Source organism: Pseudomonas sp. RSB 5.4 (genome assembly GCF_037126175.1).
Classification (GTDB): domain Bacteria; phylum Pseudomonadota; class Gammaproteobacteria; order Pseudomonadales; family Pseudomonadaceae; genus Aquipseudomonas; species Aquipseudomonas fluorescens_H.
Window position 1 is genome coordinate 5,301,271 of sequence record NZ_CP146986.1, and the last position, 23,687, is coordinate 5,324,957.

At 61.8% G+C, this 23,687-nt stretch carries 22 protein-coding genes; 10 read left to right on the forward strand and 12 right to left on the reverse strand.

Annotated elements, in window-relative coordinates; translation table 11 throughout:
* Positions 1–149: 149 nt before the first annotated feature.
* The 10 genes from purH to gcbA all read right to left on the reverse strand — a co-directional run bounded on the left by purH (position 150) and on the right by gcbA (position 12,062).
* Complete coding sequence (gene purH, locus V9L13_RS23875) at positions 150–1,757, reverse strand: bifunctional phosphoribosylaminoimidazolecarboxamide formyltransferase/IMP cyclohydrolase (RefSeq protein ID WP_338800694.1); 1,608 nt, start codon at positions 1,755–1,757, stop codon at positions 150–152.
* Between the two features lie 82 nt (positions 1,758–1,839).
* Positions 1,840–2,160, reverse strand: a complete 321-nt coding sequence (gene fis, locus V9L13_RS23880; protein ID WP_003221275.1) for a DNA-binding transcriptional regulator Fis — start codon at positions 2,158–2,160, stop codon at positions 1,840–1,842.
* Positions 2,157–3,167: a tRNA dihydrouridine synthase DusB gene (gene dusB / locus V9L13_RS23885; protein ID WP_003221277.1), complete on the reverse strand. Its 1,011-nt coding sequence runs from the start codon at positions 3,165–3,167 to the stop codon at positions 2,157–2,159. Before dusB ends, fis begins: the two co-directional genes overlap by 4 nt.
* A gap of 185 nt (positions 3,168–3,352) precedes the next feature.
* On the reverse strand, positions 3,353–4,645 hold the full coding sequence (locus V9L13_RS23890) for a DUF3426 domain-containing protein (protein WP_338800695.1): 1,293 nt from the start codon (positions 4,643–4,645) through the stop codon (positions 3,353–3,355).
* 30 nt (positions 4,646–4,675) lie between these two features.
* The gene (prmA, locus tag V9L13_RS23895) at positions 4,676–5,554 is read right to left on the reverse strand and encodes a 50S ribosomal protein L11 methyltransferase (protein WP_027613592.1); all 879 of its coding nucleotides are present in this window, start codon (positions 5,552–5,554) and stop codon (positions 4,676–4,678) included.
* A gap of 256 nt (positions 5,555–5,810) precedes the next feature.
* Complete coding sequence (accC, locus tag V9L13_RS23900; RefSeq protein WP_045122275.1) at positions 5,811–7,169, reverse strand: acetyl-CoA carboxylase biotin carboxylase subunit; 1,359 nt, start codon at positions 7,167–7,169, stop codon at positions 5,811–5,813.
* Positions 7,170–7,186: 17 nt separating this feature from the next.
* Positions 7,187–7,651 (reverse strand): acetyl-CoA carboxylase biotin carboxyl carrier protein, encoded by a 465-nt coding sequence (accB, locus tag V9L13_RS23905; protein WP_024164417.1) that lies wholly within the window; start codon positions 7,649–7,651, stop codon positions 7,187–7,189.
* A gap of 48 nt (positions 7,652–7,699) precedes the next feature.
* Complete coding sequence (gene aroQ / locus V9L13_RS23910) at positions 7,700–8,152, reverse strand: type II 3-dehydroquinate dehydratase (protein ID WP_003221283.1); 453 nt, start codon at positions 8,150–8,152, stop codon at positions 7,700–7,702.
* 241 nt (positions 8,153–8,393) lie between these two features.
* Positions 8,394–10,340 carry a methyl-accepting chemotaxis protein gene (locus V9L13_RS23915; RefSeq protein ID WP_338800696.1) on the reverse strand — a complete coding sequence of 649 codons (1,947 nt, stop codon included), beginning with the start codon at positions 10,338–10,340 and terminating at the stop codon, positions 8,394–8,396.
* A gap of 51 nt (positions 10,341–10,391) precedes the next feature.
* Positions 10,392–12,062, reverse strand: a complete 1,671-nt coding sequence (gcbA, locus tag V9L13_RS23920) for a diguanylate cyclase GcbA (RefSeq protein WP_338800697.1) — start codon at positions 12,060–12,062, stop codon at positions 10,392–10,394.
* 435 nt (positions 12,063–12,497) lie between these two features.
* Between gcbA and V9L13_RS23925 the strand changes: the two genes are divergently transcribed.
* The 7 genes from V9L13_RS23925 (at position 12,498) to V9L13_RS23955 (ending at position 20,064) form a co-directional block, all read left to right on the forward strand.
* The gene (locus V9L13_RS23925; RefSeq protein WP_003221286.1) at positions 12,498–13,565 is read left to right on the forward strand and encodes a DUF2333 family protein; all 1,068 of its coding nucleotides are present in this window, start codon (positions 12,498–12,500) and stop codon (positions 13,563–13,565) included.
* Positions 13,566–13,568: 3 nt separating this feature from the next.
* The gene (locus V9L13_RS23930; protein WP_003221287.1) at positions 13,569–14,126 is read left to right on the forward strand and encodes an NUDIX hydrolase; all 558 of its coding nucleotides are present in this window, start codon (positions 13,569–13,571) and stop codon (positions 14,124–14,126) included.
* A gap of 188 nt (positions 14,127–14,314) precedes the next feature.
* Complete coding sequence (locus tag V9L13_RS23935) at positions 14,315–14,686, forward strand: translation initiation factor Sui1 (RefSeq protein WP_003221288.1); 372 nt, start codon at positions 14,315–14,317, stop codon at positions 14,684–14,686.
* A gap of 217 nt (positions 14,687–14,903) precedes the next feature.
* Positions 14,904–16,817 carry an arginine decarboxylase gene (gene speA / locus V9L13_RS23940; RefSeq protein ID WP_338800698.1) on the forward strand — a complete coding sequence of 638 codons (1,914 nt, stop codon included), beginning with the start codon at positions 14,904–14,906 and terminating at the stop codon, positions 16,815–16,817.
* A gap of 230 nt (positions 16,818–17,047) precedes the next feature.
* Positions 17,048–18,385, forward strand: coding sequence for a contractile injection system protein, VgrG/Pvc8 family (locus V9L13_RS23945; protein WP_338800699.1), 1,338 nt, complete (start codon positions 17,048–17,050; stop codon positions 18,383–18,385).
* Positions 18,382–19,176, forward strand: coding sequence for a DUF4123 domain-containing protein (locus tag V9L13_RS23950; RefSeq protein ID WP_338800700.1), 795 nt, complete (start codon positions 18,382–18,384; stop codon positions 19,174–19,176). The genes V9L13_RS23945 and V9L13_RS23950 overlap by 4 nt, the downstream gene beginning before the upstream one ends.
* A 12-nt stretch (positions 19,177–19,188) precedes the next feature.
* Positions 19,189–20,064 (forward strand): alpha/beta hydrolase, encoded by an 876-nt coding sequence (locus V9L13_RS23955; RefSeq protein ID WP_338800701.1) that lies wholly within the window; start codon positions 19,189–19,191, stop codon positions 20,062–20,064.
* On the opposite strand, the gene V9L13_RS23960 is transcribed toward V9L13_RS23955, so the two are convergent.
* Both V9L13_RS23960 and V9L13_RS23965 read right to left on the reverse strand, forming a co-directional pair.
* On the reverse strand, positions 20,058–21,407 hold the full coding sequence (locus V9L13_RS23960) for an MATE family efflux transporter (RefSeq protein ID WP_338800702.1): 1,350 nt from the start codon (positions 21,405–21,407) through the stop codon (positions 20,058–20,060). The genes V9L13_RS23955 and V9L13_RS23960 overlap by 7 nt on opposite strands.
* 150 nt (positions 21,408–21,557) lie before the next feature.
* The gene (locus V9L13_RS23965) at positions 21,558–21,851 is read right to left on the reverse strand and encodes a hypothetical protein (protein WP_003221294.1); all 294 of its coding nucleotides are present in this window, start codon (positions 21,849–21,851) and stop codon (positions 21,558–21,560) included.
* Between the two features lie 159 nt (positions 21,852–22,010).
* Here V9L13_RS23965 and V9L13_RS23970 point away from each other — a divergent pair, with 159 nt between their 5' ends.
* Genes V9L13_RS23970 through V9L13_RS23980 form a run of 3 tightly spaced genes read left to right on the forward strand, consistent with a single transcriptional unit; the run spans position 22,011 to position 23,683 of the window.
* Entirely contained in the window at positions 22,011–22,313 is a 303-nt protein-coding gene (locus V9L13_RS23970; RefSeq protein ID WP_007951009.1) for a MazG-like family protein, read from the forward strand.
* Positions 22,313–23,062: a methyltransferase gene (locus V9L13_RS23975; RefSeq protein ID WP_338800703.1), complete on the forward strand. Its 750-nt coding sequence runs from the start codon at positions 22,313–22,315 to the stop codon at positions 23,060–23,062. Before V9L13_RS23970 ends, V9L13_RS23975 begins: the two co-directional genes overlap by 1 nt.
* Before the next feature lie 12 nt (positions 23,063–23,074).
* Positions 23,075–23,683: a DUF4136 domain-containing protein gene (locus V9L13_RS23980; protein WP_338800704.1), complete on the forward strand. Its 609-nt coding sequence runs from the start codon at positions 23,075–23,077 to the stop codon at positions 23,681–23,683.
* Positions 23,684–23,687: the final 4 nt, after the last annotated feature.

Below are 23,687 nucleotides of genomic sequence, written 5' to 3' on the forward strand. Positions count from 1 at the left end.
CCTCGGATGACGCTAATTCTGGAGGCAGCACTGGGCTGCTTTTCTGTGGGAGCGGGCTTGCTCGCGAAAGCGGTGTGTCAGTCGAAACAGTTGTCGCTGACAGATTGCATTCGCGAGCAAGCCCGCTCCCACATTTGTATCGAGTTGAATCAGTGACGGAAGTGGCGCATGCCGGTAAACACCATGGCGATGCCAGCCTCGTCAGCGGCAGCAATCACTTCAGCATCACGCATCGAGCCGCCTGGCTGGATCACCGCAGTGATGCCGACCTTGGCCGCGTTGTCGATGCCGTCGCGGAACGGAAAGAACGCGTCCGAAGCCATCACCGCGCCCTGTACCTGCAGACCGGCGTGTTCAGCCTTGATCGCGGCGATACGTGCGGAGTTTACGCGGCTCATCTGGCCAGCGCCGACACCGATGGTCTGACGATTCTTGGCGTAGACGATGGCGTTGGATTTGACGAATTTGGCCACTTTCCAGGCAAAGATCAGGTCGTGGATTTCCTGTTCGGTCGGTGCACGCTGAGTCACCACTTTCAGGTCGTCGGCGCCGATCATGCCGATGTCGCGGCTCTGCACCAGCAGGCCACCGTTGACGCGCTTGTAGTCCCAGGCCGGAACGCGATCCGCCGACCACTCGCCGCACGCCAGCAGGCGCACGTTGGCTTTGGCGGCGACGATGGCGCGAGCTTCTGCGCTGACGCTTGGGGCAATGATCACTTCCACGAACTGACGCTCGACGATCGCCTTGGCGGTCTCGGCATCCAGTTCACGGTTGAAGGCGATGATGCCGCCGAACGCCGACTCGGTGTCGGTGGCGTAGGCCAGTTCGTAGGCCTGACGGATGCCGCCCTCGGCGTCCGGGCTCACGGCCACGCCGCACGGGTTGGCGTGCTTGACGATCACGCAGGCCGGCTTGACGAAGCTCTTCACGCATTCCAGCGCGGCGTCGGTGTCGGCCACGTTGTTGTACGACAGCTCTTTGCCTTGCAGTTGGGTCGCGGTGGCGATGCCGACTTCGGCCGGCTTGGCTTCCACGTAGAACGCCGCGCTCTGGTGCGGGTTCTCGCCGTAGCGCATTTCCTGAGCCTTGATGAACTGGCTGTTGAAGGTGCGCGGGAATTCGCTGCGGCCTTCGGTGCTCAGCACGTCGGCAGCCTGATTCACGGTGCCCATGTAGTTGGCGATCATGCCGTCGTAGGCAGCGGTGTGTTCGAAGGCCTTGAGCATCAGGTCGAAACGCTGAGCGTAGGTCAGGCCGCCGGCCTTGAGGTTTTGCAGAACGTTTGCGTAATCGCTGGCATTCACCACGATCGCCACGTCTTTATGGTTTTTCGCTGCCGAACGGACCATGGTCGGGCCGCCGATGTCGATGTTCTCGATAGCGGTCGGCATGTCGCAGCCTGGCTTGTTGATGGTGGCTTCGAACGGGTACAGGTTGACCGCTACCAGGTCGATCGGCTTGATGCCATGCTCGTTCATGATCGCGTCGTCGATACCGCGACGACCGAGGATCCCGCCGTGGATTTTCGGGTGCAGGGTTTTCACCCGACCGTCCATCATTTCCGCGAAACCGGTGTAATCCGCGACTTCCACTGCGGCAACACCGTTGTCGCGCAGCAGCTTGAACGTTCCGCCGGTGGAGAGGATCTCGACGCCGAGGGCTTCAAGCTCCTTGGCGAATTCGAGGATCCCGGTCTTGTCGGAAACGCTGATCAAGGCGCGGCGGATCGGCAGGCGGGTAGTCTGGTCGGTCATCTCAATTTCCATCAAAAGCAAAGGAAGTCAGCAAAAAAGGCGACCGGTTTTACGCGGGCGCCTTTCTGGTTTGATTGAATGCTTACAGCAGATCGTACTGCTTGAGTTTCTTGCGCAGCGTGCCGCGGTTGAGTCCCAGCAGCTCACTGGCCTTGGTCTGGTTGCCCTTGACGTAGTTCATCACGCTTTCGAGCAGGGGAGCCTCGACTTCGGAGAGCACCAGGTTGTACACATCCGTGACGGACGCGCCCTCAAGGTGGGCGAAATAATTGTGCAGCGCCTTCTCGACACTCCCGCGAAGGGTCTGACCTTCTTCGCTCGGGGTATTGAGGTGCTGTTTCAAATTCACGTTGTCGCTCACGGGTGCTGTTCCACTCACTAAAGTCTCGGTCATCATCGTCATGCGGCCACCCCTTCTTCGTCCCCTGTCAGGCTCTTGTAACGCTCGGCGAAAAACTCCCGAACGTTGGCGCATTGTGTTTCCGTACCATCCAAACGATTGAAGTGGGCGCGAAACTCCCTGGCGCCCGGCAAGGTTGCGAGATACCAGCCCACATGCTTGCGGGCAATACGGACACCCATCACATCCCCATAGAAGGCGTGAAGTGCGGCCAGATGCTCCAGCAGGATGCGTTCCACTTCGCTCAGCTCCGGCGCCGGCAATTTCTCGCCGGTACGCAGGAAGTGTTCGATCTCGCGAAAAATCCATGGCCGCCCCTGGGCAGCCCGGCCTATCAGCAGGCCATCGGCACCGGTCGCGTCGAGCACGTAACGGGCCTTTTCCGGCGAATCGATATCGCCATTGGCAAACACCGGCATCGACACCGCCTGCTTGATCGCGGCAATCGTGTCGTACTCGGCTTCGCCGGTGTACAGATCGGCGCGAGTGCGGCCATGCACTGCCAGCGCGGTGATCCCGGCCTGCTCGGCGATCTTCGCCACGGTCAGGCCGTTCTTGTTGTCGCGATCCCATCCGGTGCGGATCTTCAGGGTCACCGGCACATCCACTGCAGCGACCACGGCCTGCAGGATCTCGGTAACCAGTGCTTCGTCTTTCAATAGCGCGGAGCCGGCGGCCTTGTTGCAGACCTTCTTTGCCGGGCAACCCATGTTGATATCAATAATCTGCGCGCCCAGTTCGACGTTGGCCCGTGCCGCATCTGCCAGCATCTGCGCATCGCCACCGGCAATCTGCACCGAGCGTGGCTCGGGATCGCCTTCGTGGATCATGCGCATGCGCGACTTGCGGGTGTTCCACAGGCTCATGTCACTGGTGACCATTTCCGAGACTACAAGCCCTGCGCCCAGACGCTTGCACAGCTGACGAAAGGGCTGGTCGGTGACGCCCGCCATCGGGGCGAGAATCAAACCGTTCTGCAATGTATATGGGCCGATGCGTACCGCCGACATAGGACTTCCCTGAAGTGGGGCCGGATCATGAGAGTTCGAAAAAGGGTTGGCATGATACCCGCTCTCGATGACTGGATAAAGGCTGAATTGAACAAAATCTGAACAGTTATTCTGTTATTACCAGCGGTTTGGTGGGCGCGGGCGAAGTCAGAAAACTGCCGTCAAACCTGAAGCGATGAAGCGATTCACTCGGGCGAGTGGAAACTCAGGCTGTAATTCACCGCTTTGGGGCCTGGATCAAGGATATCCAGCGCGATGTGGATCGGCGTCTGCGGCGGCATTTCCGCCATGCCCTCAAGGTCGCCGTTGAGGTATTCGCCGGGTTTGAAGCGACGACTGGCGATCAGATGACCGTTGAGGTCAGCGAAACGCAGCTCCAGCAACGGAAATGGCTGGGAGAACGTCGCGCGGTTGTAGATGATCGCATCCACCACCAGCGCCCCGCTGAATTCCGGATGGCTGCGCACCACCAGATTGCTGCTTTTGATTTTGCCGATGTCGACCTTGGACGGCACCGTGCAGCCGATCTGCGGACAGAACTGCTGAAACCATGGGCGGTACTGATCCTGCCGCGCCAGTTCATCGAAATGATAGGCAATGTACTGACCTGCCAGACCGGCGGCGGCCAACAGCACCAGCAAGCCCCAGAGCAGGCGTCGGCCCCAGGGCGAGCGGCGTTTCTGCCAGTCCAGTTGCAGCGGATCGTCGGTCAGGTCCTGCAGCACTTCGGCGCGTACGCCGGGTTCGGCACGCTCGCGTTTCTTGCGCAGCGGCTCGACCGAGGGCAGGTCATCATCGTCGGGCTCGACGTTGGCCGACAGACGTTCACGACGGGCATTCGGATCGATCGGGTCGTGCAGGCGCAGTTGCGGGATCGGCGGCTCGTCGTCCAGATCCACCGGTTCCAGCGACAACGAAGGCTCGGTGCGCGTGGTTTTCAGTGGTTCTACTTCGACGATATCAGGCTCGATCGCAGCTTCGGGCTCGGGCAGACGCTCATCGTCGCGCGCGCTGAACAGGCTGTCGCGCCACTCCGTTTCATCGCTTTCGTGGCTGTCGCGGCGGGCGCTCAGGGACTCTTCGCGTTGACGACCGAATTCGGTGGTCGGCTGGATTTCCCGTTGTTCGAGCCGGGCGAGTTCTTCGTCCAGATCGAGGCAGTCCAGGTCCAGCTCGTTGGCGCTCCATTGCTTCTGGCTGATGGCGCGCGGCGCGGGTGGTTCGTCGTCGACGGGCGCTTCGACCACCGGCGGCGGCTCGCTGACCACCGGCTGAGACGGTACTGGCTCGACCATGGCCGGCGCCACCGGGGTGACCGCGTCCTTGCCGGCGTGTTGTTCCAGCAGCTGTTTGGCGGCATTGAACACTTGCAGGCAGGCGCCACAGCGAACCACCCCGCGTGCCACACTCAATTGAGCATGGCTGACGCGGAAGCTGGTTTGGCAATGCGGGCACTGGGTGACGAAGCTGTCAGTCATGCGGCGATCCGGATTATGCAGTCGGTCATTCTAGCGCCGGCGGCCGGTGATACGCACCCAGCCATCGCGATTGGCGATCGGGTCGAGATCGAAGTCCTGCGCATAGGCGGCAGCGACTTCTTCACCTTGTTCGGCGAGGATGCCCGACAGCGCCAGACGACCGCCGGTTTTCACCAGGCCGGACAGCTGCGGCGCCAGGGAAACCAGCGGGCCGGCCAGAATATTGGCGACCAGCACGTCGGCTTTGACTTGCGGCAGATCTTCCGGCAGGTACAGCGGGAACAGCTCATCGGCGATGTTGTTGCGCCCGGCGTTGTCGCGCGAGGCTTCCAGCGCCTGCACGTCGATGTCGGTGCCGACCGCTTCTTTCGCGCCGAGCAGCAGGGCGGCAATTGCCAGAATCCCCGAGCCGCAGCCGAAGTCGAGCACGTTGCAGTCCTTCAGGTCCTGGCCGTCGAGCCATTCCAGGCACAGTGCGGTGGTCGGGTGGGTGCCGGTGCCGAACGCCAGGCCCGGATCCAGCAGCAGGTTGACTGCGTCAGGCTCAGGGGCGGCGTGCCAGCTCGGCACGATCCACAGGCGCTGACCGAAACGCATTGGCTGGAAACCGTCCATCCAGCTGCGTTCCCAGTCCTGGTCTTCGATGACTTCGCTGTGATGCTCGGGCAGCGGGCTGCCGGTCAGCAGTTCCAGATGCGCGAGTACCGGCGCAGGCTCGGTGCCGCCCTCGAACAGGGCCAGCAGGTGCGTGTGCGCCCACAGTGGGGTGGTGTTGAGTTCCGGCTCGAAGATCGGCTGATCTTCGGCGTCCATGAAGGTCACCGAAACGGCGCCGACTTCAAGGAAAGCGTCTTCGTAGGTTTCGGCTTGTTCCGGGCTGATGGCGAGACGTACTTGCAGCCAAGGCATGGCGGGCACCTTTGAAAAAATATGATTGCAGCCTAGCGGCCAGCGAGAAGCGCGCAAGTTTACGCGAGCGCGCAGGGTTTGTGGGAGCTGCATTGCACCCTGTGGGAGCGGGCTTGCTCGCGAAGGCGCTGTGCCAGACAAATAAATGTATCTGATACACCGCATTCGCGAGCAAGCCCGCTCCCACAGGGGTTTATGTAATCTGCAGAAACAACAAAGCCGCCCGAAGGCGGCTTTGTCAGGTGCGGGCTGAAGCTTAGTGCTTCTCGCCAGCCAGCTTGTGCTCGAGGTAGTGAATGTTCACGCCCCCTTTGCAGAAGCCTTCGTCGCGGGTCAGATCACGGTGCAGCGGGATGTTGGTCTTGATCCCGTCCACCACGATTTCGTCCAGGGCATTGCGCATGCGCGCCATGGCTTCGTCGCGGGTGGCGCCGTAAGTGATCAGCTTGCCGATCAGCGAGTCGTAGTTCGGCGGAACCGCATAACCGCTGTACAGGTGCGAATCGACGCGAACGCCGTTGCCGCCTGGGGCGTGGAAATGCTTGACCGTGCCCGGGCTCGGCATGAAGGTTTTCGGGTCTTCAGCGTTGATCCGGCACTCCAGCGAGTGACCGCGGATAACCACGTCATCCTGCGTGAACGACAGCTTGTTGCCAGCGGCGATGCTGAGCATCTCCTTGACGATGTCGATACCGGTGACCATTTCCGAAACCGGGTGCTCCACCTGAACACGGGTGTTCATTTCGATGAAGTAGAAACGACCGTTCTCGTACAGGAACTCGAACGTGCCGGCGCCACGGTAACCGATATCGATGCACGCCTTGACGCAGCGAGCCAGAACTTCCTGGCGCGCCTGCTCGTCGATGCCCGGTGCCGGCGCTTCTTCGAGAACCTTCTGGTGACGGCGTTGCAGCGAGCAATCGCGGTCGCCCAGATGGATGGCGTGACCCTGGCCGTCGGACAGCACCTGAACTTCGACGTGACGCGGGTTGGTCAGGAATTTTTCCAGATAGACCATCGGGTTGCCGAACGCCGCGCCAGCTTCGGAGCGGGTCAGTTTCGCCGAGGCGATCAGGTCTTCTTCCTTGTGCACCACGCGCATGCCGCGACCACCACCGCCGCCAGCGGCCTTGATGATCACCGGATAGCCGACTTCACGACCGATGCGCAGTGCCGTTTCTTCGTCTTCCGGCAGTGGGCCGTCGGAACCAGGAACGGTTGGCACGCCGGCTTCGATCATCGCGTGCTTGGCCGATACCTTGTCGCCCATCAGGCGAATGGTGTCGGCTTTCGGGCCGATGAAGGCGAAGCCGGAGTTCTCGACCTGCTCGGCGAAATCGGCGTTTTCCGCTAGGAAACCGTAGCCTGGGTGAATGGCGGTAGCGCCAGTCACTTCAGCGGCAGCGATGATGGCCGGGATGTGCAGGTAGGACTGAGCGGCAGAAGCCGGGCCGATGCAGACGGATTCGTCTGCCAGACCCAGGTGCATCAGCTCTTTGTCGGCCTTGGAGTAAACGGCGACGGTCTTGATGCCCATCTCTTTGCAGGCACGCAGAATCCGCAGGGCGATCTCACCGCGGTTAGCGATCAGAACTTTTTCCAACTTCGCAGTCATCAAAGGCTCTCCGCAGTTCAAACGATGGTGAACAGCGGTTGGTCGTACTCAACCGGCTGGCCGTCTTCGACGAGGATGGATTCGATCACACCGCTGGTTTCAGCTTCGATGTGGTTCATCATCTTCATGGCTTCGACGATGCACAGGGTGTCGCCTTTCTTCACGGTCTGGCCGACTTCAACGAAGGCTGGCGAGGTTGGCGAAGATTTACGGTAGAAGGTGCCTACCATTGGCGAGCGGGCCACGGTGCCGTTCAGTGCTGGAGCAGCAGCGGCAGCCGGAGCGGCGGCAGCCACTGGAGCGGCAGCGGCGGCAGGCGCAGCGGCCGGAGCCTGCATCGGCGCCGGAGCGTAGTACTGCTGAGCCGGGGTCTTGCTGTGACGGCTGATACGTACGGACTCTTCGCCTTCCTTGATCTCGAGCTCGTCGATGCCGGACTCTTCCAGCAATTCGATCAGTTTCTTAACTTTACGGATATCCATGAATCATCAACTCCCAAGGGTCGGTCAGGGGCGTTTAACGCTTGTGGTTCAAGCTGTTGCCTGTGTTTCAAGCTGCTCTAGTGCGGCCTCCAGGGCCAGTCGGTAACCGCTGGCGCCAAGGCCGCAGATCACTCCCACCGCTACATCGGAGAAGTAAGAGTGATGGCGGAAAGGTTCGCGCTTGTGCACGTTGGACAAATGCACTTCGATGAATGGGATGCTCACTCCCAGCAGCGCGTCACGTAATGCGACGCTTGTGTGCGTAAAAGCTGCTGGATTGATCAGAATGAAATCGACACCTTCGCCGCGAGCGGCGTGGATGCGGTCGATCAATTCGTACTCGGCGTTGCTTTGCAGGTGCAGCAGATGATGGCCGGCTTCACGGGCGCGGCGCTCCAGATCCTGATTGATCTGCGCCAGGGTCGTTGAACCGTAGGTGCCGGGTTCGCGGGTGCCGAGCAGGTTCAGGTTGGGGCCGTGCAGCACCAGTAGGGTTGCCATCTGCGTGTTCCTTGTTATGAATGAGCAGTCGTCAGAACCCGGCGACTATGCCGCAAAGACTTTGTGACTGTCCAGTTCTCTGCAATAGCCAGCACGATGACCGATGTTTGCGCGAAATTTGTGACTGAGTAATTTGATCCGGTCATTTGTGGTGACAGCAATACCGCCTTCGCGAGCAAGCCCGCTCCCACAGGGGTACGCATTCCAATGTGGGAGCGGGCTTGCTCGCGAAGGCTATTTGTCAGACGCGGAAGGCTTGCACGGCGGTATGTAGTTGTCCGCCCAATACCAGCAGGTTCTCGCCTTGTTCACGACCTTCGCCGATGCGCAGCAGGTTATCCCCGCCCAATTGATGAATCCGCTCGCTGTGGTCACGGATCTCGCTGACCGCGCCGCTCTGCTGGGCGGTGATGTCGGCGATGCGGATCGCCGTGTCGGAAATGGTCTGGATCGCACCGACGATTTTATCCAGCGCGCCGTCCGCCGCCTGTGCCTGATTGGCCGTGGCTTCGGCGTGTTCGACTTGCGCGCGCATGCCTTCGACCGATTGTCGGGCGGCGCTTTGCAGGCCGGCGATCAGCGTCTGGATTTCCGCTGTCGCGCCCGCCGTGCGTTGCGCCAGTGAGCGCACTTCTTCGGCCACCACCGCAAAACCACGGCCCATTTCCCCGGCCCGCGCCGCTTCGATCGCCGCATTCAGGGCCAGCAGGTTGGTCTGGTCGGCAATCGAGCGGATCACCGTCAGCACGCCACCAATGGTCGCCGACTCTTCGGCCAGGTGCTCGATCATCTGCGCGTTGCCTTGCACCTCGCCGACCAGTGCGTGCAGCCCGGTGAGGCTCTGGCCGATCACGGTCTGTCCATGTTCGACCGCCAGCCCTGCATGGCGGCTGGCGTCCGCGGCCTGGCGCGCATCACCGGCCACTTGCTGGATGGTCGCCTCCAGTTCGCCGAGAGAGTCGCGGATCAACGCGGTATCGCCGGCCTGATGTTCGGCGCCGCTGTGCAGCTCATTGCTCAGTTCGGCGAGGGTACGGCTGCTGCCGGCGACTTGTTCGGCATTGCCGCGAATCGTGCCGACCAGATCCACCAGATAGGCGCGCAAGCGATTGAGCGACGCTTCGATGTCGTGCAGCTCGCGGTTGGTCTTGCCCAAGTGAATGTCGTTGCTGAAGTCGCCCTCGGCCCAGGTCGACAGCGCCGGGGCGAGGTTGGTCAGGGTGCGGGCGAGGCGCCGCTGCAGGGTGTCGATCAGCAGGGCGATCAACAGAATCAGGCCGATCATCACGCCTTGCATCAGGCGCACTTCGCCCTGAATCTGCCCGTGCTGGGCGCGCACCACCGGCTCGAGGCCGGCGATGGCTTGCTGCACGGCGGCGATCTTCAGGTGCGTGGCGGTGCTCAGGTCGGTGCGTTTCTGGATCTGCTCGCGGGTGCGTTCCAGTTCCGCCGGATAGCGCCCCAGCAGGCTGTTGAGTTCACGCTTGAGGCTGACACCAGCGTCTTCGGCGGCGGCTTTTTCGTTGCTTTCGATGCCCATCATGGCGGCGAAATCATCGCTGCCGGATTCGTTCTTGGCGACCACGCCGAGCAGGGGCAGGGCATCGATCACCTGTGCCTGAGCGCGGATGTTGCTGACCTCGCGCTCGACGTCGGCGGCCAGTTCACTGCGGCCGCTGCTGACCAGTTTGTCGCGAGCCAGCGACAGCTTGCCCAGATGCTGCGAGGCGGTGAGCAGGGGTGTCAGGTACGTCGCGTTGCCATCGGCGTAGGTGCTGAGCTGATCGAGGCTGGCGCTCAGTTCGCGTTCGGCCTGCAACAGCAGTGCCTGCGGATCACCGGCCAGTTTGCCGGCTGCGAGCAGGTCGGTTTTGCTGAATTCTTCGAGGCTCGACAGGCTCGGGCGCAGGGGCTCGGCCAGTGCCGGTGGCAGTTCGCCGAGTTCCTTCTGCAAGCCGTCGATGGCCTGGCTGGCGCTGCTCAGGCGCAGCGCGTCGCCGCTGGCGAGGTAATCCTCGACATTGCGCGCCACATCATTCTGAAATTGCTGCGACAGGCCCAGGTAGCGCTCCATCAACAAGTACGGACGCTCCAGGGCTTTTTGCGACCACCACAGCGTCGCGCCGAGGGCCACGCAGACGGCGACCAGCAGCAGAGTGTTGAGATTGGTGAGCAACTTCAGGCGCATGACGGCTACCAACGGCAGAAATGGTAAGCGCCTGAATTTATTGCGGTTCTGTTACAGGGTTATGACCGAATCGGTGGATTCCGATGAAAAAGTGGCACTTTGCTTTGATCCGTACGCGGTCTGTACCCGATTGCGTCCGGCACCTTTGGCGCGGTACAGCGCCTCGTCGGCCTGGCTGGCCATCATCAGGCTGTCGGAGTCCTCGTGCATTTCCACCACGCCAGCGCTGAAGGTGCACCACAAATCCTGCGGTTGCGCCGGGTAGTGGATTTCGGCGAAGCGCTGGCGGATCTCGTCGAGCACTTTGTGCGCCGCTTCTATGTCGGTGTCGGGCATGACGATGGCGAATTCCTCGCCGCCGTAACGACCGATAAAGTCGGTCTTGCGCAGCCGTTGTTTGAGGAACAGCGCCAGGCTCTTGATCACCCGGTCGCCCATCGGGTGGCCGTGGCTGTCGTTGACCCGTTTGAAGTGGTCAATGTCGAGCATGGCAAAGCTCAGTGGCTTGTTCTCGCGGCGCGCGCGGAACGAGCAGTCTTCGAGCAATTGCAGGATGTGCGTGTGGTTGTACAGGCCGGTGAGGCTGTCGCGGACCATGCGTGCCTTGAGGTTGCGCGCACGCGCGGCGCGGTTGCGCACGGTGGTGATCAGGTGCCGCGGCTTGATCGGTTTGGTCAGGAAGTCGTCGCCGCCCTCGCTCATCGCGTCGAGCTGTTTATCCAGATCGTCCTCGGCGGACAAGTAGATGATCGGCACGCTGACGTAGCGGTCGTTGTGGCGAATGACCTTGGCCAGTTCGGTGCCGGTGCAGGCCGGCATGTACATGTCGAGGATGATCAGGTCCGGCTGGAAGTCCGCCAGTTCGGCCATCGCTTGGATCGGTTCGATCAGCGTGCGAGTGACGATCCCGGCGCTGTTGAGCAGGCGTTCGGTGTGCAAGGCCTGGGCGCGGGAGTCGTCGATGATCAGCACTTTATAGGGTTCGTACTGGGCAACGCAGGTCAGGACTTCGATCTTCTCCAGCAGACTCGAGGCTTCGAGGGTGCCGGTGAGGAATTCCTGGCCACCGGCGCGCACCGCCGCGAGGCGGGTCGGGGTGTCAGTTTCGTGCAGGCTGAAAAACAGCAGCGGCAGCGGTTCTTCCAGACCGACCTGGGCTTCGGCGGCCAGTTGCAGGCCGACGCCAGCGCCGCTGAAGTCAACGTCCATGACGATCGCAGCCGGCAAGCGCTCGACCATCGAGGAGCGAAACGCCGCCACACTGTCCAGCGCCTGCGCGGTGAGGCCGAAAAATTCCAGCTGCTTGGCCAGCCGCTCGGCGCGGTCGTGATCCTGCAACATCACGTAGATCGGTTTGCGCAGCGGCGGCAGGAAGGTCTGGTCGAGTTGATCGCCATGGCGCAGACCGGTGCGCGACAGGCGCTGCATCAAACGATTGAGATCGGTGATCAGGCCACTGCTCAGGCGCCCGCGATTGGCGTCCACCGCTTCCAGCGACTGGCCGATATGACGCGCGAGTTGCGTGTGCTCGGGCTGCTCGAAACGCTCGGCAAAACGCAGCAGGCGCAGATTGGCCTCGCTCAGTTCGGCGAGGTCGGCAGTGGACCACTCACTGCGTTGCAGGCGCTGCCATATCTCAAGAATCTGACGTGCCTGATGAATTACCCGCTGGGCAAAGTGGTGCTTGAGGCGCTCGCGGCTGGGGTCTTCTGGCTCGGTCATATCCTGACTACTAGTTAGGGTGCATGCTGAGATCGACTGGTGGCTCTATGCTAGCACCTCTTTTCCCTTACATCAGTGTCGTGCGTCAATAATCTGCGATGCGACACAATTCAGTTTCTGACTGGCGGGTTTCAAAACGGACCTGCTCGTCGGGCAAGTCCCCGAATGCCGGGGGTATGAGGTGGCCGGCGGGATCATTCACATGACTTTCCGCTGCGGCTGACATAAAGCTCTTGAATGGTTTTTGCGTGCTTGAAAAACCGTTCGGCGAAAGATTTTTGCCGGTGCGGTATCAGGTATTCCCCTAGACTCTGACGGATGCTTCGTCCGCGCCGCGGATTTGCTGCTTATCTTTACGGGCGGGTGCCGGCCTTGGCACGTTGTTGTATGGTTGTGGTCGAACCGTTGAACCCAAGTGATTGAAAGGATATCGCCATGCTGGACTGGAAGAACCGCGCGGGCAGCGCGCCTGAACGTGCCGCCGAGCCCAAGTCGGCCACCCGCAGCTATTTCGGCGGCCTGTTGTTCAGCCGTGCGCTGGCCACACTGGTCGGCATTTACCTGTTGGTGACCATCGCCCTGGGCATTTACTGGAGCGAGGAGCCGGCGCTGTTCCCGGTGGCGCAGAACGCTCAGATTGCGGCCGAAAAAGAAGGCAAGCAGATGGTCGTCGGCTACACCACGGTCGAAACCCTGAAAACCGTTGCCGGTACTTTGCTGAACAAGCCGGGCGGTTACATCGCCAATGACCGTTTCCCGCCGGGCCTGTGGATGGACAACATGCCGAGCTGGGAATACGGCGTGCTGGTGCAGGTACGTGACTTGACCCGTGCCCTGCGCAAGGACTTCGCCCGCTCGCAATCGCAGTCGGCCGAAGACGCCGATCTGGCCAAGGCCGAGCCGCGTTTCAACTTCGACAACAAGAGCTGGATCCTGCCGTCGAGCGAGTCGGAATATCAGGAAGGCATCAATTCCCTGAGCCGCTATCAGGCGCGCCTGTCCGATCCTTCGCAGAAAAACGCGCTGTTCTATGCTCGAGCCGACAACCTGAACAACTGGCTGGGCGATGTCGGTACGCGTCTCGGTTCGTTGTCGCAACGACTGTCGGCCAGTGTCGGTCGGGTCAAGCTCAATACCGCGCTGAAGACTGAAGTCGTGGCGCCGGGGCAGGTGCCACAGGTCGATGAGGAAGTTGTGGAAACTCCCTGGATGCAGATCGACAACGTGTTCTACGAAGCTCGCGGTCAGGCCTGGGCCCTGTCGCACCTGTTGCGCGCTATCGAGGTGGACTTCGCCGATGTGCTGGCCAAGAAGAACGCCACGGTCAGCGTGCGTCAGATCATTCGTGAACTGGAGGCCTCGCAGCAGACAGTCTGGAGTCCGATGATCCTCAATGGCAGCGGTTTCGGGATTCTGGCCAACCACTCGCTGGTGATGGCCAACTACATTTCCCGGGCCAACGCAGCGGTGATCGATTTGCGTCAACTGCTCAATCAGGGCTGAGTCATGGTCGAGAGCGCCAAAGAGGCGGCCCACCGCGCCGCCTCCGATGCCGAACAGATCGCCTGGGTCGACGAGCAGGACAACCTGCTCGGCGCCTTGGTGCGGGCCGATTTGCGTGAACGCGGGCTGATCGGTCGCGGCACCTACATCATGCTGTTCAATAGCGCCGGTGAGCTTTGCGTGCATCGGCGCACCTTGAGCAAGGCGATCTATCCCGGTTACTGGGATGTTGCGGCCGGCGGTATGGTGCAGGCCGATGAAACCTACGCCGAATCCGCAGCCCGGGAGCTGGAAGAGGAGTTGGGTGTGAGCGGGGTGGAATTGACCGCCCACGATCATTTCTTCTTCGAAGACACCGGCAACCGTCTGTGGTGTTCGGCATTTTCCGCGGTGTGGGACGGCCCGCTGAAACTGCAGCCTGAAGAAGTGCTGGAAGCACGCTTTATTCCGGTCGAACAGGTGATGCGCGAAATCGAGCAAAAGCCTTACTGTCCGGACTCTCTGGCCGCGTTGAAGCGCTATCTGAAGGCTCAGCAAAGCGACGTCGCAAAGAACTCATAAATTGGCGCCGATTGGCTCTTAGCAATTGCGCTTTTTGCCGTTACACTGCGCGACCTTTTCAAGCTGCACCGACCTGCTTTTATTGAAGCGCACGGTGCAGTAGCGCTGCCCCTGCCTGAGTGGGGCTTCGCGGTCGATGACCTTGCCCAAGGTCGCGATCAGTCTTTGTCCTCCCAAGAGGATTGCCGGTGGCCAAAAAAGCCGCATCCTTCGCCGCCCTTGGTGGCCTGGTATTTTCCACCGACGCAGGTCGTCATTGCCCGGAATGCAGTAAGCCGGTGGACGCCTGTATCTGCAAACAAACCGTGATCCCGGCCGGGGACGGCATTGCCCGCGTGCGTCGCGAGAGCAAGGGCCGTGGCGGCAAAACGGTGACCACCATAACCGGCGTGCCATTGGCCGAAGACGCTCTCAAGGAGCTGGCGACAACGTTGAAGAAACGTTGCGGCACCGGTGGGGCGTTGAAGGACGGGATCATCGAAATCCAGGGCGATCATGTCGAGCTACTCTTGGCTGAACTGATCAAGCTCGGTTTCAAAGCGAAGAAGTCCGGCGGCTAGCAGCCTCTGTGAAAACCACCTGCGGCTTGATCCGGCTCTGAAATGCTCAGCGCCGGCGTCGTCTCCATGGTTTTCACAGAGCCTGTTCATACCGGTTTCTAAACTACACGCGGTCAGCGCGGTCTACCGCCGCGCTGACGAATCGTCATTTTCATTCTTTAGACTGCGCCGGCCTGCGATCAGGCGACGCACTATGACTTCTTTATAGGGGACTTCGATGTCCGTACGACGCACACGTAAAGACGATGGCAGCCAATGGACAGTTGCGGACAGCCGCAGTGTTTACGGGATTCGCCATTGGGGGGCCGGGTATTTCGCGATCAATGACGCCGGTCGCGTCGAAGTTCGTCCGAACGGCCCGAGCAGTTCGCCTATCGACCTGTTCGAACAAGTCGACCAACTGCGCAAGAGCGGCTTGTCCCTGCCGTTGCTGGTACGTTTCCCCGACATCCTGCAAGACCGTGTCCGTCAGCTGACCGGTGCTTTCGACTCGAACATCGAGCGCCTGGAATACCAGAGCAAGTACACCGCGCTCTACCCGATCAAGGTCAACCAGCAAGAAGCGGTGATCGAGAACATCATCGCCACCCACAACGTTTCCATCGGTCTGGAAGCTGGCTCCAAGCCTGAGCTGCTGGCGGTGCTGGCGCTGGCGCCGAAGGGCGGCACCATCGTCTGCAACGGTTACAAGGATCGCGAGTTCATCCGTCTGGCGCTGATGGGCCAGAAGCTCGGCCACAACGTGTTCATCGTGATCGAGAAAGAATCCGAAGTCGGCCTGGTGATCGAAGAAGCCGCCTCGCTGAAGGTCAAGCCACAGGTCGGTCTTCGCGTGCGCCTGTCGTCGCTGGCGTCCTCGAAGTGGGCGGACACCGGTGGCGAGAAATCCAAATTCGGTCTGTCGGCGGCGCAACTGCTGTCGGTGGTCGAGCGCTTCCGCGCGGCCGGCCTCGATCAGGGCATTCGCCTGCTGCACTTCCACATGGGTTCGCAGATCGCCAACCTGGCTGATTACCAGCACGGTTTCAAGGAAGCGATCCGTTACTACGGCGAGCTGCGCAACCTTGGCCTGCCGGTCGATCACATCGACGTCGGCGGCGGTCTGGGTGTCGACTACGACGGTACCCACTCGCGCAACGCCAGTTCGATCAACTACGACATGGACGACTACGCCGGTGTCGTGGTCGGCATGCTCAAGGAGTTCTGCGACGCGCAGAGCCTGCCGCATCCGCACATCTTCTCCGAAAGCGGCCGCTCGCTGACCGCGCACCACGCGATGCTGGTGGTGCAGGTGACCGACGTCGAGAAACACAACGACGAAATCCCGCTGATCGAAAACAAGGAAAACCTGCCGGAAACCGTGCAGTGGCTGGTGGACCTGCTCGGCCCGACCGACATCGAGATGGTCACCGAGACTTACTGGCGCGCCACGCACTACATGAGCGACGTGGCTTCGCAGTACGCCGACGGCAAACTGACCCTGGCGGAAAAAGCCCTGGCCGAGCAGTGCTATTTCGCTGTGTGCCGGCGCCTGCACAACTCGCTGAAGGCGCGTCAGCGTTCGCACCGTCAGGTGCTCGACGAACTCAACGACAAGCTGGCCGACAAGTACATCTGCAATTTCTCGGTGTTCCAGAGCCTGCCGGACACCTGGGCGATCGATCAGGTGCTGCCGATCATCCCGCTGCATCGTCTGGACGAAGAGCCGCTGCGTCGCGCCGTGCTGCAAGACCTGACCTGCGATTCCGACGGCAAGATCAACCAGTACGTCGACGAGCAGAGCATCGAGACCAGCCTGCCAGTGCACGGTCTGAACGAAGGTGAAGACTACCTGCTGGGCGTGTTCCTGGTCGGCGCCTATCAGGAAATTCTCGGCGACATGCACAACCTGTTCGGTGACACCGACTCGGTGAACATCTACCAGAACGCCGATGGCAGCGTGTACCACGCCGGCATCGAGACCCACGACACCATCGAAGACATGCTGCGTTATGTGCACTTGTCGCCGGAAGAACTGATGACCCACTACCGCGACAAGTGCGCCAGTGCCCGTATCAGTGCCAGCGAGCGCACGCAGTTCCTCGATGCCTTGCGTCTGGGTCTGACCCGCTCCTCCTACCTGTCTTCCTGAGTCAGGTCTGTTGCACCGGGTTGTCTGAAATTTTTCCGCAAGCTGTGGAAAATTCGGATGACCCGGTGGGACATCTCCCAAATTCCCCGCGAAAAGACTGCATGACATCGCCCGTGAAGTCATCCGGTCTGCTTTTCGCGTAGGTCATTTCCTAAGTTGTACTTCAGCTCTCTACTCGGCCATGGCTCTCGGCGAGAATCCCCGGCCGTCCCTCCTGTAGAGATCCGCCCATGTTCGAATCAGTCAACGAGCCGTCGTTTCGTCTCGATGTAGCGGGGCTGCCCGACCCCTTCGAGGTGCTGGCCTTTACTGGGAGTGAGGGCATCAGCGAACCCTTCGTTTTTGCGATCGATCTGTTGATCGATGATCCGCAACTGGACCTTGCCGGTCTGCTTTTCCGCTCGGCGTTCCTGCAGTTCGGCCCCCTGCACAATGGCTTGAGCGGACAATTGCAGAGTCTTGTCCAGCACGAGCACGCCGAGGGTTGCCGCTTGTGTCGGGTGACGCTGGGGCCGAAGCTGAGTTGCCTGGCGCTACGGTTCAGCCAGCGGATTTTCAGCAGCCAGTGCGTGCCGCAGATCCTCGCTCAGGTGCTCAAGGAGCACGGGATCATCGGTGGGCAACGACGCTTTGATTTGCACTGCGATTACCCGGTGCGCACTTTTTGTACCCAGTACTGCGAATCGGATCTGCAGTTTGTGCAACGCCTGTGCGCGCAGGCCGGGATTCATTACTACTTCGAGCACCGGCCCGACGGGCACTGTGTGGTTTTCGCCGATGATCCTGCGCGCTTGCCCGTGGCGGGTGTGGCGTCTGTGGACACGGGCGCGAGTGCGGCGACGGTAAGACGCTGGCAGATAGAGATGAATGCGCCGGATGCGGGCGCGCATCCCGCCCGGATCGGCAAAGCTTACGGCCACAGCGATCTGCCGACCTTGCGCAGCGCGCAGTGGCTGGCGCTGACCGAACATCCGTTTACCGAGTGCAACCGCCGCTGGTTGCTGAGCCGGATCGAGCATCGTGCTGACCCCGCCAGCGAGCCGTCTTACAGCAATCGGATCGTTGCCGCCGCCCAGGCGCCACTCCCCCCGCTGGCGAGCACTTGTACCCGACCGCGGATGCACAGCCTGCAACGTGCCTGGGTGGTGACGGTCGATGAACCACAACCTGACGACCTGCGACCGGTGGCCGTGCAGTTTGACTGGCTTTACCAGGGCGAAGGCGCTGCCGCCAGCCACTGTTGGCTGCCGCTGGCGGCGGCGTTGAGCGACACGTCGCTGGCATCGTTGCGTGAAGGGGTCGAAGTGGTGGTGAGTTTTCATGAGGGCGATCCGGATCAACCGGTGATCAGTGGCGTGCTGCAGGAACCGGCGGTGATCGAAGACGTCGACGAGTCACTGGAGCTGCCGGACGTGCTGGCGAGTGCGGGTCTGGCGCAATGGCTCCAGTCCGCCGAACCGCTGTTGCTGTTGTGCCTGTTGCCCGGCGGCGGCAGTTACAACCATTGCACGGCGTCGATCTGCAGTTGCCGACTGGTCGCGTCGCTGGATCAGGGCGGCGCCACTTGAGCGGCGTCGGGTTTGCCCAGCAGGCACAGTGGCTGTTGCTCGACGGCACCGACGCGCAGCAGGCGTTGGCGACACTGCGTCAGGGGTTCGCCGGAGTACGTTGCACGCGGCTGCTCGAGGGCACCGAGTTTCAAGCGGTGAGCGAGTACGGGCCGCTGCTGGTCGAGTTGCACGAGAGTCCGGCACTGGCTGCGCTGTGTCACCGCGATCCGCAGACCTGGCGCGGTCTGCTGCTGGCCAGCGATGCTTCGCAGCAGACACTTCTGAACCACCTGCGCCGGATGCTCAGCGTTTCGTTCGGGCTCAACCACCGTGCCTTGCTCGGTTACTACAACCGGCAGACAGCGAGTTATTTCTTCGATGCCTGTGATGCCGCCGACTTGAGCCGCTGGCTCGGCCCGATCCGGCTGATGCGCTGGTTCGGTGGCACCTGGGCCGACCTCGCCATCGGCAGTCAGGGCTGGCAGCAACTGCGCAATCCGCAGTGGGCGGTCGAGCCGCTGGGGATCGATGAAAGCCTTACCCATCGTCAGCGCGAACGTTTGCAAAGTTGCCTGTTGGAACACCACATCTGGCGCTGGTGCCAATCACTCGGAACCGACTACACGCGGATGGCCTCCCATGTGCAGGAGGGACTGACGCTGGGTTTCAGTGACCGAACCGTGCTGGATGGCTGGTTGTGGCTACGCTTGCAGCATCCCCGAGCGGGATTGCCAGGCGTGCCGGACGGGCTGACCCAGCAGGAACGGCTCGACCATGTGCGGCGACAGTGGCAGAACGATCAATCTTGAGGTGCGACATCCATGACAAATCCTCTGTGGCAGCGGTTCGGCGCAGTCCTCGGCGGGTTTCTGCTGCTGGTGCTGACGGGATGTTCCCCGGTCAAGGTGCTCAATGCGCTGACCCCCGACGACACGTTCCACAAAACCGCCGGGATTGCCTATGGCGATGATCCGCGACAGAAACTCGACGTCTACGTGCCACGTCAGCGGCTGGAGGACGCGCCGGTGGTGGTGTTCTTCTATGGCGGCAGCTGGAACAGCGGTGAGCGCGGCGATTACGCGTTTGTCGGCGAGGCGCTGGCGTCGCGGGGAATTGTCGCGGTGCTGGCAGATTATCGGCTGTACCCGCAAGTGCGCTATCCGCTGTTTCTTGAAGACTCGGCGCGGGCAGTCGCCTGGACTCGCGCACATATCCGCGAGTTCTCCGGCAACCCGCAACGCCTGTATCTGATGGGCCACAGCTCCGGCGCCTACAACGCCGCGATGCTGGCGCTGGACCCCGGCCTGCTGGGGGCGGTGGGCATGTCGTCGAAAGACCTCAGCGGCTGGATCGGCCTGGCCGGGCCGTATGACTTTTTGCCGATCAACAATACCGACGTGCGCCCGGTATTTTTCTGGCCGGACTCACCGCCGCAATCGCAGCCGATCAACCACGTCAGGGCGGGCGAGCCTCCGGCGTTGCTGATTGCTGCGACCAAGGACAATCTGGTCAACCCGACGCGCAACACCGCCGGCCTCGCGAAAAAACTGCGTGAGGTCGGCGTGCCGGTGCAGGATCTGTATTACTCGCGCCCCAATCATGTGACGCTGGTGGCAACCCTGTCGCGGCCGCTGCGGCGGCTGGCGCCGGTACTCGATCAGGTCGTGGCGTTCGTCAAACACACGCCGGCTCAGTGAGTGGCGCCGCTGAACCAGCCGTCGTTGCGCCGCAGCCACAGGGCGAGTGCGCCGAGGGTCAGGCTGCGCAAGACCATGAACAGCAGGAACGTTATCCACAGCCCATGATTGCCCAGCCCTTGCAGCGCCCAGGCGAATGGCAGCAGCAGGGCGATGGTCAGCAGCATGCCGTTGCGCATTTCCCGGGCACGGGTGGCGCCGATGAACAGACCGTCGAGCAAGTAGCTCCAGACCGCAATCAGCGGCAACACCGCCAGATACGGCAGGTAGATGAACGCGGTGTCGCGCACGCTCTGGATGTCGGTCTGCATCTCGATGAACAAGTGCCCGCCCCACAGAAACAGCGCGGCGAAACCGAGGCTGGCCAGCAGCGACCAGCCGCCGGCCACCACCAGTGAGCGGCGCAGGGCGAGGCGGTCGCGGGCGCCGATGGCGTGGCCGCACAAGGCTTCGACCGCATGGGCCAAGCCGTCCAGCGCATGCGCGGTCAACAGCAGGCCATTGAGCAGCAAGGCATTCGCCGCCACTGTGGCATCGCCCAATCGCGCACCTTGCACGGTGATCAGGAAAAACACCGATTGCAGCGCCAGGCTGCGGATGAAGATGTCCCGGTTGACCGCCAGCAGCGGGCGCCAGCTCTGCCACACCTTCAGCGCTGCCCAGGCGATGTGCCCGGGATAGGCGCGCAATGCGCCACGGGTCAGCCACAGGCCGAGCAGGGCGCCGCTCCACTCGGCGATCACCGAGGCCCGGGCCGAGCCGACCACCCCCCATTCCAGACCTATCACGAACCACAGGTTGAGAGCGATGTTGATCAGGTTGGTGGTCAGCAGAATCGCCAGTGGCGCCCGTGCATTCTGGGTGCCGAGAAACCAGCCGACCAGGGCGTAACTGGCCAGCGCTGCCGGCAAGCCGAATAGCCGGGTGTGGAAGAACTCGCGGGTCAGTTGATCGAGTTCTGCCGATGGCTGCATGAAATGCAGGGCCACACCGCTCAACGGCACGCCGAGAATGCCAAGCACGATTGCCAGTCCCAGCGCCAGCAGCAAACCCTGCAACAGAATCTGCCGTAACGCCGCGCCATCGCTGCGCCCGGCCGCCTGAGCGGCAAACCCGGTGGTGCCCATGCGCAGAAAACCCATGGCCCAGGCAAGAAAGGTGTAGAGGCTGGCACCGACTGCCACCGCGCCCAACTGATGGGCGTGGGGCAGGTGGCCGATGACGGTGCTGTCGACCAGCGCCACCAGCGGTACGGAAATATTCGAAAGAATCATCGGCGCAGCGAGCGCCCAGACCTTGCGGTGAGTCGGGCGGTCGCGCCAGTCGGCGATCAGGTTGGACATGCGGGCTCCTTGGGGGAGCGGGGATTGTAGCGATTCATGCGACCTATTGTGGGAGCGGGCTTGCTCGCGAAGGCAGTGTGTCAGTCAAAACAGCTTTTACTGATCTGACGCTTTCGCGAGCAAGCCCGCTCCCACAGGGGAAGAGAGGTGTCAGTGGATGATCCAGCTCAACAACCACAACCCCAGCAGCAACCAGATGATCCCGGCAATGATCGACGCATTCATGAACGCGCGAATCGCCGACCACAGCAGCATCAAGCCAACGATCAGCGCGAGGATGCTGATGATCGAGGTGTCCATGCCCAAGGTCTTGGCCAGACCGTCGACAAAGTTGCCGCCGGCATGGCTCAGCACATTGAACAGGCCACTGAGGCCATCAACGATAAAGCGGATGACCGAACCGAGCGCCTGGCCGAGCCATTCGAAAAAGCTTTCTACCTGCATGTGTGCATCCTGATGAAAGAGCTGAGCCTTGGGCCACAACGCAGGTGGCCGAGTTCCCTGCAACTATAGAGGGTTTGCCTCAATCCTGTGTGGGAGCGACGCGTGCCCCTTGCCTTCGTTTGGCATCCCCCCGAAGCTATACGCCTTCAGGAGAGCCCGATGAACCTTGTTGAACTGACCGAACGCCTGCACGCCATTCGCGACCGCAATGACTGGCGGCAATTTCACAGCCCGAAAAACCTCGCCATGGCTGCCAGCGTGGAAATGTCCGAGCTGGTGGAGATCTTCCAGTGGCTGACTGAAGACCAGTCCCGCCAGTTGCCCGCGGACAAACTGGCGCATGCCGGGCAGGAAGTCGGCGACATCGTCTTGTATCTGTTGCTGCTGTGCAGCGAGTTGGGGCTGGACATGAATGAAGTGGTGCGCAGCAAGCTCGCCGACAGCGAACGGCGGTTCAGCTGATGAGCGACCGGCATTTCGATCAGTTGGCGACCCGGTTCGCCGAAAAAATCTACGGTGGCGCCAAAGGCGCGATTCGCCTCGCGGTGTTGCAGGCCGACCTGGCCGAAGCATTGCCGGACCGACCGCTGCGCGTGCTGGACATCGGCGGCGGTCTGGGCCACATGTCGCTGTGGCTGGCCGAGCGCGGCCATGAAGTGACCTTCACCGAGCCGGCTGAGCCGATGCTTGAGGGCGCCCGTCAGCGCTTCGCCGAAGCCGGGCAGAGCGCAACGTTCATTCAGGCGCCGTGGCAGGAGCTGCTTGGTCAGCTCACCGAGCCCTACGATCTGGTGATCTGCCACGCGGTGCTCGAATGGCTGGCCGAGCCACACGCGATCCTGCCGGTGCTGCATCAACTGACCAAGCCCGGTGGCTGGTTGTCACTGGCGTTCTATAACCGCGATGCGCTGATCTACCGCAACCTGCTCAAAGGCCATTTCAAGAAAATGCGCAAGAACACCCTGGCCGGGGAAAAGCAGAGTCTGACCCCGCAACAGCCGCTCGATCCACGAGAATTGGCAACGCAACTCGAAGGGTTGTGGCAGGTCGAAAGCCAGAGCGGGATTCGGGTTTTCCACGACTACATGCCGGTGGAATTCCAGGCTCGCGCCGAACTGGTGGATTTGCTGGAGATGGAGCTCGCTCACCGTCGCCACCCAAGCTTCGCCGGGCTTGGGCGTTACTTGCACTGGATCTGCCGGCCGATCTGATCGGAGCACCACATGAAAGCTCAATCCGGGTTATTGCTGATCTGTCTGGGGTTGGCTGCCTGCCAGGGCAGCAACCCGTACGTAGCGCAATCGCGGCCCTTGCCACCGGCGCCGCCTCAAGCCGCCAACACCTTTGATCGCAGCGCCTATCCGGCGCCGCCGCGTGACTATGCGCGCTATCGCAGCTGGGCCTGGCTCAACGGCCAGTTGCCGCCGGGCACGGCCTGGGCCGATTCGGCGCAAGTGGCCGAAGCGGTGAGCAATGCACTGGATCAGCGCGGGTTGCGGCCGTTGCACGACAACCGTCCGGCCGACCTGCTGGTCAGCGCCAATCTGCGTCTGGAAACCCGCTTGCGTCAGGTGCAGGACGATTACGGTTACGGCGGATACAGTGGCTATGATCGATACGGGCGCGGTTACGGCATGTACAACAGCGTGCCGATTGTTCGTACTTATCAGGAGCAGGTCGTGGTGGTGCAGGTCAATCTGTTCGACGCCGGCACCGGTCAACCGGTGTGGAGCGCCAGCGCCGAAACCGCCAATCAGGGGAGCCAGCTCGTGCGCACCGACGCCATTCGCGAGGCTCTGGAAAAAGCGCTGTCGGCCTATCCGCCGAGCTAGACTT

Excerpts from the sequence above, each read along its gene's own strand:
- V9L13_RS23890 (WP_338800695.1), bottom strand. The coding sequence starts at position 4,645 with ATGACTGACAGCTTCGTCACCCAGTGCCCGCATTGCCAAACCAGCTTC.
- V9L13_RS23965 (WP_003221294.1), bottom strand. The coding sequence starts at position 21,851 with ATGCAGGTAGAAAGCTTTTTCGAATGGCTCGGCCAGGCGCTCGGTTCG.
- V9L13_RS23930 (WP_003221287.1), top strand. The coding sequence starts at position 13,569 with ATGGTCGAGAGCGCCAAAGAGGCGGCCCACCGCGCCGCCTCCGATGCC.
- accB (WP_024164417.1), bottom strand. The coding sequence starts at position 7,651 with ATGGATATCCGTAAAGTTAAGAAACTGATCGAATTGCTGGAAGAGTCC.
- accC (WP_045122275.1), bottom strand. The coding sequence starts at position 7,169 with ATGACTGCGAAGTTGGAAAAAGTTCTGATCGCTAACCGCGGTGAGATC.
- V9L13_RS23925 (WP_003221286.1), top strand. The coding sequence starts at position 12,498 with ATGCTGGACTGGAAGAACCGCGCGGGCAGCGCGCCTGAACGTGCCGCC.
- V9L13_RS23915 (WP_338800696.1), bottom strand. The coding sequence starts at position 10,340 with ATGCGCCTGAAGTTGCTCACCAATCTCAACACTCTGCTGCTGGTCGCC.
- V9L13_RS23970 (WP_007951009.1), top strand. The coding sequence starts at position 22,011 with ATGAACCTTGTTGAACTGACCGAACGCCTGCACGCCATTCGCGACCGC.
- dusB (WP_003221277.1), bottom strand. The coding sequence starts at position 3,167 with ATGTCGGCGGTACGCATCGGCCCATATACATTGCAGAACGGTTTGATT.
- V9L13_RS23955 (WP_338800701.1), top strand. The coding sequence starts at position 19,189 with ATGACAAATCCTCTGTGGCAGCGGTTCGGCGCAGTCCTCGGCGGGTTT.
- purH (WP_338800694.1), bottom strand. The coding sequence starts at position 1,757 with ATGACCGACCAGACTACCCGCCTGCCGATCCGCCGCGCCTTGATCAGC.
- V9L13_RS23960 (WP_338800702.1), bottom strand. The coding sequence starts at position 21,407 with ATGTCCAACCTGATCGCCGACTGGCGCGACCGCCCGACTCACCGCAAG.
- speA (WP_338800698.1), top strand. The coding sequence starts at position 14,904 with ATGTCCGTACGACGCACACGTAAAGACGATGGCAGCCAATGGACAGTT.
- fis (WP_003221275.1), bottom strand. The coding sequence starts at position 2,160 with ATGACGATGATGACCGAGACTTTAGTGAGTGGAACAGCACCCGTGAGC.
- V9L13_RS23975 (WP_338800703.1), top strand. The coding sequence starts at position 22,313 with ATGAGCGACCGGCATTTCGATCAGTTGGCGACCCGGTTCGCCGAAAAA.
- V9L13_RS23945 (WP_338800699.1), top strand. The coding sequence starts at position 17,048 with ATGTTCGAATCAGTCAACGAGCCGTCGTTTCGTCTCGATGTAGCGGGG.
- prmA (WP_027613592.1), bottom strand. The coding sequence starts at position 5,554 with ATGCCTTGGCTGCAAGTACGTCTCGCCATCAGCCCGGAACAAGCCGAA.
- aroQ (WP_003221283.1), bottom strand. The coding sequence starts at position 8,152 with ATGGCAACCCTACTGGTGCTGCACGGCCCCAACCTGAACCTGCTCGGC.
- V9L13_RS23980 (WP_338800704.1), top strand. The coding sequence starts at position 23,075 with ATGAAAGCTCAATCCGGGTTATTGCTGATCTGTCTGGGGTTGGCTGCC.
- gcbA (WP_338800697.1), bottom strand. The coding sequence starts at position 12,062 with ATGACCGAGCCAGAAGACCCCAGCCGCGAGCGCCTCAAGCACCACTTT.